Origin of the sequence: Sulfitobacter sp. G21635-S1, from assembly GCF_027213915.1 — a bacterium.
Classification (GTDB): Bacteria; Pseudomonadota; Alphaproteobacteria; order Rhodobacterales; family Rhodobacteraceae; genus Sulfitobacter.
Window position 1 is genome coordinate 1 of the sequence record NZ_JAPWGV010000051.1, and the last position, 8,624, is coordinate 8,624.

Consider the following 8,624-nt stretch of genomic DNA (forward strand, 5'->3'; position numbering starts at 1 on the left):
ATGCTGCGCCGATCTAACCGCAACGCAACAGGTTGTAAGGGTCGGCGCGGCATAAACCGGAGCGCGGCATTATGGGCATTATGCCGACATCGGCATAAGGGCCATGCCACGAAAGCCCCGCATCGGCTGAACCGCGATTTCGGGTTCTCGAAGTTCGGCAACACCTCTTACGCACGCGAGGAGATCGTCGCGGAATTGACCTCGGTGTTCTTGGGTCAAACGCTTGGCTTCACGGCGCATACGCTCGAGATGAATGCCGCCTATCTCCACAACTGGTTGCGCGTTCTTCGGTCGGACAAGGGTGCGATCTTCAAGCACGCCGCAGATGCGCAGCGCGCCTGCGACTATCTGATCGCCAGATCGGAGACGGGCAGGGCAGGGCGCAGTGCCGAGGCCGCCTGACCACACAGAGAACGGAGACTCGCATGTCACGCAAGGAACCCAAGACGCTGCGGGTGGCCTGCTTCGAAGACGGCCGCCGCAAGATAATCACCTTCAAGCGCGGTGCCTATTGGTGGAGCCCGTCCGAGGGCGCTTATCCGCTCTCGGCGGCACTTGAGAGCATAAAGGAACAGGGCGGCTGGATCGAAACCATCCCCAACCCGAACTACAGAGCCAGAGGGCTGTTCGGATAAGGCGCTTTCGGCCTCGATTCATCCGCCAAGAGGAAAAGAAAAAGCGGGCTTTGAGAAGGGTGTTTCAACTTCTCAAAGGAGATCCCCATGTCCATGACCGTTCAACCCCAGCCAGACCGTCCGGATCCGACGGTGATCGCGGCGCAGAACGACGCGTTTCGCAAGCTCGCATGCCTTGGAGTGCCGCCCGCGCAGCCCATCCAGGGCCGGATGCATGTCACCCGCTCGCTTATGGAGGCCGGCGATGGCTTCATGGCCGAGGCGGTCAAGGCAACCGGTGAGTTTGCCACGTTCGAGCCTGAGAATGATCCCGAGGGCTGGCACGATTTCGGGGCGGTCGAGATCCGGGGAGAGACCGTGTTCTGGAAGATCGATCTGCATGAAGCAGACTCGGACTTCCGCTATGGGGCTGAGACCCCGGACAATCCTGCCACCACCATGCGCGTGCTGACCATCATGCTGGCGCGCGACTGGTAGAAGGGCAGGGGACTCCTCCCCCTGACATCTGAGACGATGAAGGCCCGCTGCCCCTCAAAGGGAGAGTGGGCCTTTTGTCGTGGTGATCCCTGAAGCCGGGGATTGGTCACGCGCGTGAAGGCGCGGGCCACACCTCACCCACCTGGAAGGATATCCCATGACCACAAGTTTTACCCCGCTCACCGTCGCGATTGGCGATCTGACAGCACACCCCGCCAATGTGCGCAGTAACTCTCCAGAAACCTATGACCCCGAGAACATCGCGCATCTGAAGGCCAGCATCGCTTTGCTGGGCCTGCTCCAGCCGCTCTTGGTCCAGAAGCTCGACGGCAAGTACGCAGTGCTGGCCGGTGGCCGACGCCATGCAGCGCTGAAGGAGCTGATCGCCGACAAGGCCACCAAGGGGTTCACGGCGAAGACCAAGGTGGACTGCCGCCTCGTGCCGGAAGACTGCGACGTCACCACGGCACTGTCGCTCGCCGAGAACATCACCCAGGCACCGATGAATGCCATCGACGAGTTCGAGGCCTTCGCCCGGATGATGGAGGTCGACGGCCAGACGCCCGAGACCATCGCAAAGACCTTCGGCACCACGGTGGCCGCCGTGAAAGGCCGGTTGCGCTATGGCCTGATCCACCCCGACATCCGCGCCGCGGCCCGGGGCAAGGTGATCACGCTCGACACGATGAAGGCCTTCGCCGAGCATCCGAGCCAGGAGGCGCAGCGCGAGGTCTTCGAGGCGCTCACGAAGGACGGCGGCTATCTGCAGGCCTACACCGTCCGGCAGGCGCTCAAATCACGCGGTGTGCAGGTCAGCGACGATATCGGAGCCTTCGTGCGCAAGGAGTACGAGGCCCGCGGCGGCGCCGTCGCGGCTGACCTTCTGGAAGAGTATTCCGTGCTTGAGGATGCGGCACTGGTCGAGAGAATCCTGCTCGAGAAGCTCGGTGCCGCCGCCGAAGAGGCCCGTATGAGTCTGGGCTTTGCTTGGGCCGATGCGATGGTCCGCTATGATTACACGACCATGGCAGACTACGGCCGCGTCTATCCCGGGCCGATCGAGCCGGATGAGGCTGCCCAGAAGCGCGTGGATGAGATCACCGCCGAACTTGAGAAACTGCAACTCGAGATGGAGGATGAAGGGCTCGAGGAGGACGCGTACAATGCCCTCTACGACCGCGTGGACGCACTGGAAGAGGAAGCCCGCGACCTGCAGGAGGCCTACAGCGCCGAGGACCTCGCCCGTGCAGGCGTGGCCGCGTCCTGGTCGAACGGGCAGGTGACCCTCCACGTGGGCCTCGTGCGCCCGGAGGACACCCTCAAAGCGGAGAACACGCGCGGCGCCTCGGGCAACGCGACGGGGGAGGAGGCCTCCAACGCTGGTGAGATCACCTATCCAGCCTCGCTGGCCGAGGACCTCAAGACCGAGCGCGCCATGGCCCTTGGCGCCGCAATGGCGCTGCATCCGGAGGCCACGCTCGATCTGACGCTCTTCAAGCTGGTGAGCGACGTTCTGTGCAGCAGAATGAGTGTCACGCAGGCGATCAAGGTCGAGGCCCGCAAGGAATACCGCAGCCATGCCAAGATGGACGAGATCGACGAGACCTCGCTCGAGCAGGTGGCGGCGGCGCATGATGCGCTTGATCTGTCCTGGCTCGATGACACCCGCGCGCCCGCCGATCAGTTCGCGGCGTTTCGCGCGCTGGAGGCAGGCGAGAAGGCCAAGCTCGTCGCCTTTGCAACCGCCAGCACCACGCAGTCCTGCTTCGCGCGGGACCGCCGGCGCGACAGCCTGATGCATGCGTTCGAGATCGAGATCATGCCCGACATCCGCGCCCACTGGACGCCGAACGCGGCGCTCTTCAACCGCTTCAAGAAAGCCTGGCTCCTGAAGATCCTCGGCGAGGATCTGGGTCTGGCCCAGGAGGCTGTGACGCTAGCCTCGTCGAGCAAGAAGGAGATCGTCGCCTTCTGCGACAAGCTCTTCGCCGAACCCTTCGCCACGCTCACGGACGCGCAGCGCGCTGCTGTGGCCGCCTGGTGCCCGCCGATGATGCAGACCGCCGGTGTCGCCTTTGAGGAGGCGGAGCCCACCGTGGAAACTCCGGAGCCTGCCAGCGAGGTCGCGCAAGCGGCCTGACGCATCAAGTGACCCGCGCGGAGCATTCCGAGCGCGCGGGTCGACCCTCCCACACCCAACCGAAAGACATCCCCATGGCTATTCTCAAGTTCTCTGCGTCCGCTGTTGCGGCACAGATCGCCCATGCGCGCGCCTGCAAGACCTTCCTGCCCAACTGGAACGGGCCCGTGGACAGGCCCGCCCTGATCCTGATCGTCGGCAATGGTGTGCATCTGCGCTCAAACGGCATCGATGGCACGACCACCCGTATCGTCACCACCGAACAGGCAGATCCCTCCTTCGCCTTCGCCGACGGCATGAACCCGTTTCGGGATACCGACTGGATGGCGCAGCGCCGCATGGCGTTTCGCGATCTGACCGGCCAGTTCTACACCGACATCCTGGATGACGTGCAGGTGCTCATCGACCGGGGGCGGGGGGCCATCCGGCTCGCCACCGATGGCCACAGCATCCGCGTCTTCGTGCGCCGGGCTTCGGACTATCTCATCGGCGGGACCTACGAGGTGCCCTCGGGCCTCGGCGGCACCTTCCGGGTCATTCTCAAGGATGCCTGCGACACCTTCGCGATCGTGCAGAACTGCGGCAATTGCGAGGATTTCGACGCCATGCAGCCCTACCGCGTGCCGCTCGATGCGCTGATGGAAATCGATGACCGGAGGGCGGCGTGATGGGATGGCTTTTCTACACCGACGGCCGCGTCCAGACGTACGCGGATGAGAAAGCGGAGATTGCTCGGCTGTGCACCTTCGAGGGCGAAAGGCGCAAGACGGAACTGGTCAAAGCCTGCAAGGTGGGTTCGACTTGGTACGCGGCGGCAAAGGTCATCAATCTCGACGGCACCCCTGTCGAAGACACGACCTATGTGACCGATGCGGACGGGTCGATCACTTTTGGCGCTGTCTTCCTCACCCGATACGATGACGGCTGCTGGGGCTACAAGGACATGGAGGAAAGCGCGGGACCGGTCGAATCCCGCGCGCCACTGAGCCTATTGGCCCTGCTGTCCGAGCTGAAAGACCCAGACAGCTATGCTCATGCCTGGCGCCAGCGCTGCCAGGACTGGGCTGCGATCCCGGACTACGAGGAAGGCGACAAGATCAAGCTCGCAGCACCTGTGACGCTCACCGATGGCAGTACCTGCCAGATTGTCACCGCGACCCACTACAGGCGCGGGCGGCAAAAGCGCCGCTGCTACCGCATCGAGGAAACTGGTGGGCTCGTACGCCTGTCGAAGGCCTCGCTTGCGGGCTCGGAGCTGCTCAGCTCCGCGAAAGGTGCGGCTAGCCCGGTGCTGGCGGAGTTCCTGGCGGGGCGAAATTAGGTCCTTCGCCGGACGGTTCATTGACCTGCCCGGCGACAGCAGATGCTGCGGCTTGTCTTGACAAGGCAATGCAAATGCATTACCTATCGCGGGCAGCAAAGAACCTTTTCTTCAGGAGACTGCCATGACAGCCCTCGCACAAGATGTCTCGAAACTCACGGATCGGTATCAGACGACCGTGCCGGCGGGTGTGCGCAAACAGCTCAAGCTGGGCAAGGGCGACCAGATTCGTTACTGCACCGAGCCGAGTGGCAGGGTCTATATCGAGCCCGTGCGCAGCGACGAGGAAGATCCCGTGCTCGGAGCCTTTCTCGATTTTGTCGAGGCCGATATCAAGGCGCATCCGGACCGCATTCGGGCGTTCGATGGGGCTTTGCATGACCGTCTTGCAGCACTGGTCGGAGACGTTGACGTCGATCTCGATGCGCCGCTATCGCTCGAGGATGAATGAGCGGCGATAGCGTGCCCGCCCAAGCGCCCCTTGTCGTAAACGGATGGTCGATTTATGCGCATCCGCTCTTTCTGGATCAGCTCGAAGGGCTGATTGAAGAGGTCGAGGCGCGTAAGGCACGCGATCCTAAGACCTGGCGCAAGAAAAACCCGACGAAACGGCTGGCCGCCATCTTCAAGCTGGTCACCGAGGCCATACCGGCAGATCCGGGTGCCGCCGCCTTCCGGCAAGGCGGCACACTCGGCGATCACCGCAAGCACTGGTTCCGGGCGAAATTCTTCCAGCAGTATCGGCTGTTCTATCGGTTCAACAGCGATGCGAAGGTCATCGTGGTGGCCTGGGTGAACGACGACAAGACCCTGCGCGCCTACGGCAGCAAGACGGATGCCTATGCGACGTTCAAAGGGATGCTGGAAGATGGCAATCCACCTGACAATTTCGACGCGCTCTTGAAAGAAGCTGCAGCGGCGGGCAAGCGGTTCGAAACTTCCCTTGAAGCGGTGCCCGATCGGTAAGTGGGCCAGCTTGCTGTGACCCTTTGGCATTATCGTTTACGACGCCACGCTCGAAGATGTAGCATCGGCTGATAATGCGGTCGGAGAAAGCACAATGAATGAGACGGAAAAGGATAGGCAGCACCTCGGGCTAGAGGAGCAATGCGCGCCTGACCTGACGGGGCACCGTTTCCCAATTGCTGTGCGCGTTGCAGACATGCCCGATGACCTCGGCAAGCTGCTGGATATCGGGCTCGAGGAGCATTTCCGTGGCCGCTGAAGCGAATTCTTATGACACGTGGTTTTGCGCGCAGGTGCAGGCCGCGCTGGAGGATGCACGCTCGGGAACATCTCAGGTTCAGGTGATGCAGGCCGCACAGGCATTGATTGATGCGAAGCGGCAGGTCGAACCCAAGTCCTGACCAAGCCTTGGAGGTCAGCGCGGTCTGACCCCCGTCACCCTGAAAAGCGAAAGCGGGCTTTTTGTCCTTTGGAACTCAGACCCTGATCCAAAGGAAAATCCCCATGTCCAAACCCAGAACGGCCAACCCGGCTCTCGCAATCTCCGAAGCCGATCTCGCCTCTGCCCTCGCGCAAATCGGCACGGAGGTCGATGACCAGCCCCTGCGCAGTTCAGCGCTCGCGCGTATCATGCGCGAGACGTTTCATGGCAGCGATGCCGGTGGCGCCTGGGACTGGCGCATGGCCTATGACATGATGCAGGCAGCGGCCATCCAGGTGCTTCTGCGTGGGGCCGGTGCCACAGCAGACATCGCCAACGCAAAACTCCTCGCCTCACGTCTCCTTACGGAAACCCGCCGGTCAGAGCAGCAGATCCGGCTACAGCAGTTTTCCACGCCGCTGCCATTTGCGGCGCTGGCCTTGCGGGCGGCAGCCGTTCGCAAGGGCGAGACCGTGCTGGAGCCCTCGGCTGGCACCGGTGCCCTGGCAGCTTTCGCCGCCCGGGCCGGTGCCACCCTTGTGCTCAACGAGATCGACCCCTTTCGCCAGAGCCTTTTGCGCGCGGTCTTTGGTGGCGATGTGACGGGCCATGACGGCGAGCATATCGACGATCTGCTTCAGACGCCGGTTCTACCCGACGTCGTGGTGATGAATCCGCCCTTCGCCTCCTCGGTCGACCGATCCCGCGACAAGCACATCGCTGCCAAACATCTCATTGCGGCTGCAAAGCGCCTGGCACCAGGTGGGCGCCTGGTGGCGATCATGCCGCCGGGGTTCACGCCCGAACGCGATGCCGCGCATTGGTCCCGCGCCTGCGGTCTCCTGACGCCACGATTGGCGCTGACGATGCCGAGGCAGGTCTACCGCAAGCTCGGCACCTCTGTCGAAACCCAGCTCATGGTCTTCGACAAGGTGCAGGAGGGCGGCGAGATGATCCGCGCCACTTTGTGCGATCTGGATGAAGCCCTTCCATTTGTCGATGCCGTGGCCGCAACACGGACCGAGATGAGCCCGGCCCAACGGGTTGAAGCGATCCCTCATGCTCGGCCGACCGTTCGATCATCTGTCCCGCGCAAGACCGCTGCCGGTGTTATCACCGCCCCCACAGCCAGGGCCAGTGCCGTCCGTCCGCTCAGCTTCACGAGCCTTCAGACCCCGCGCAACAACATGCCCATCTCGGACATCTATGCGCGCTACCGTCCGCAACGGATCAAGATTGCGGATGCGCAGGAACATCCCACGCCGCTCGTTGAAAGCATCGCCATGGCCTCGGTTGCCCCGCCCATGCCCTCAAACACGGGCAGTGATGACTTGCGCCTGCCCACACGGTTGATCGAGGAGGGAGATCTCTCCGAGGCGCAGCTCGAGACCATCATCATGGCGCATGATGCCCATGGGCGTGATCTACCCGGTCGGTTTACCATCGATGACGACCAGACCAAGCTGACGCGCGCCGATGATGACCCGGATGCACGTGCCTATCGCCTTGGCTATTTCCTCGGCGACGGCACCGGTTGCGGCAAGGGCCGCGAATGCGCGGGGCTCATTCTCGTGAACTGGCTTTCCGGGCGCAGGAAGGCGATCTGGGTCTCCAAATCCGCCACGCTTATCGAGGACGCGATCCGCGACTGGACCGATCTCGGCGGCTCGCCTGCCGACATTCAGCCACTTTCCAAATGGAAACCGGATCAGCCCGTCCCGATGGGCAACGGAATCCTCTTCGTCACCTACGCCACGCTGCGGTCCGCGGGCAAATGCGGTACCACGCGACTGAGCCAGGTTCTCGACTGGATGGGTGAAGACTTCGAAGGCGTCCTCGCTTTTGATGAGGCCCATGCCATGCAGAACGCGGCCGGGTCCGAGCAGGGCAGGGGGGTCAAACCCTCCCAGCAGGGCCTTGCTGGCCTGCGGCTGCAACTGGCAGCACCCCGCGCCCGCGTCTTCTACATCTCGGCCACGGGTGCCACGAGCGTGCACAACCTGGCCTATGCCGCGCGGCTGGGGCTCTGGGGGCAGGGCCCCGAATACCCCTTCCCAAGCCGCGAGAGCTTCGTTTCTGCGATGGAAGCCGGCGGTGTCGCCGCCATGGAGGTGGTGGCCCGCGATCTCAAGACGCTCGGGCTCTACACGGCCCGCGCCCTCAGCTTCGACGGCGTGGAGTATGACGTGCTCGAACACGCGCTCACCCCGGCCCAGATCAAGATCTACGATGCATACGCGGGTGCGTTTCGGACGATCCACCACAATCTCGAAGCTGCACTGACCGCGACCGGCGTCAATGATGCTTCGGGAGAGACCAATGCCTCGGCTGCTCGCGCCTCGGCCAAGTCCCGCTTCGAGAGCACGAAACAGCGCTTCTTCAACCATCTCCTGATGGGCATGAAGGCGCCGACCATCATCCGCGCGATCAAGGACGATCTGGCGGCGGGCAAGGCTTGCGTCATCCAGGTTGTCTCGACAGGTGAGAGCCTGCTGAAACGCCGGCTTGAGGCGATGAACCCGGAGGACGAGCTGGTCGAGGGCGCGCTAACGCCGCGCGACTACGTGTTATCCGGAGTTCCGGATAAAACATAGTATGCCGCGTCACCGTTATGCGGAGTTCGGGATTTCAACCTGTTGTTCTGCTGATTCATTTTCGGGTTTC

11 protein-coding genes are annotated in these 8,624 nt (G+C 63.0%); all 11 read left to right on the plus strand.

The features are described from left to right. A partial coding sequence (locus tag O4H53_RS26500; protein WP_269367925.1) for a zincin-like metallopeptidase domain-containing protein occupies positions 1–402 on the plus strand: 402 nt, incomplete at its 5' end. A gap of 23 nt (positions 403–425) precedes the next feature. Continuing rightward, positions 426–635: a DUF6330 family protein gene (locus tag O4H53_RS26505; protein ID WP_040182663.1), complete on the plus strand. Its 210-nt coding sequence runs from the start codon at positions 426–428 to the stop codon at positions 633–635. 87 nt (positions 636–722) lie between these two features. Then, a complete protein-coding gene (locus tag O4H53_RS26510; RefSeq protein WP_269367930.1) occupies positions 723–1,112 on the plus strand; it encodes a DUF3768 domain-containing protein in 390 nt (129 codons plus the stop codon). A 157-nt stretch (positions 1,113–1,269) separates the two neighbouring features. Beyond that, positions 1,270–3,252: a ParB/RepB/Spo0J family partition protein gene (locus O4H53_RS26515; RefSeq protein WP_269367932.1), complete on the plus strand. Its 1,983-nt coding sequence runs from the start codon at positions 1,270–1,272 to the stop codon at positions 3,250–3,252. Positions 3,253–3,326: 74 nt separating this feature from the next. Then, a complete protein-coding gene (locus tag O4H53_RS26520) occupies positions 3,327–3,920 on the plus strand; it encodes a hypothetical protein (RefSeq protein WP_025042408.1) in 594 nt (197 codons plus the stop codon). Further along, on the plus strand, positions 3,920–4,573 hold the full coding sequence (locus O4H53_RS26525) for a DUF6927 domain-containing protein (protein ID WP_269367949.1): 654 nt from the start codon (positions 3,920–3,922) through the stop codon (positions 4,571–4,573). Before O4H53_RS26520 ends, O4H53_RS26525 begins: the two co-directional genes overlap by 1 nt. Positions 4,574–4,697: 124 nt before the next feature. Continuing rightward, a complete protein-coding gene (locus O4H53_RS26530) occupies positions 4,698–5,024 on the plus strand; it encodes a type II toxin-antitoxin system PrlF family antitoxin (RefSeq protein ID WP_005668772.1) in 327 nt (108 codons plus the stop codon). Beyond that, positions 5,021–5,539, plus strand: coding sequence for a type II toxin-antitoxin system YhaV family toxin (locus tag O4H53_RS26535; RefSeq protein ID WP_008282927.1), 519 nt, complete (start codon positions 5,021–5,023; stop codon positions 5,537–5,539). The genes O4H53_RS26530 and O4H53_RS26535 overlap by 4 nt, the downstream gene beginning before the upstream one ends. 94 nt (positions 5,540–5,633) lie before the next feature. Beyond that, positions 5,634–5,798 carry a hypothetical protein gene (locus O4H53_RS26540; protein ID WP_009819683.1) on the plus strand — a complete coding sequence of 55 codons (165 nt, stop codon included), beginning with the start codon at positions 5,634–5,636 and terminating at the stop codon, positions 5,796–5,798. Then, positions 5,788–5,940 (plus strand): antitoxin PaaA2 family protein, encoded by a 153-nt coding sequence (locus O4H53_RS26545; protein WP_043754116.1) that lies wholly within the window; start codon positions 5,788–5,790, stop codon positions 5,938–5,940. The genes O4H53_RS26540 and O4H53_RS26545 overlap by 11 nt, the downstream gene beginning before the upstream one ends. A 103-nt stretch (positions 5,941–6,043) precedes the next feature. Continuing rightward, positions 6,044–8,554 carry a strawberry notch-like NTP hydrolase domain-containing protein gene (locus O4H53_RS26550; protein WP_269367947.1) on the plus strand — a complete coding sequence of 837 codons (2,511 nt, stop codon included), beginning with the start codon at positions 6,044–6,046 and terminating at the stop codon, positions 8,552–8,554. The last annotated feature ends 70 nt before the right edge of the window (positions 8,555–8,624 follow it).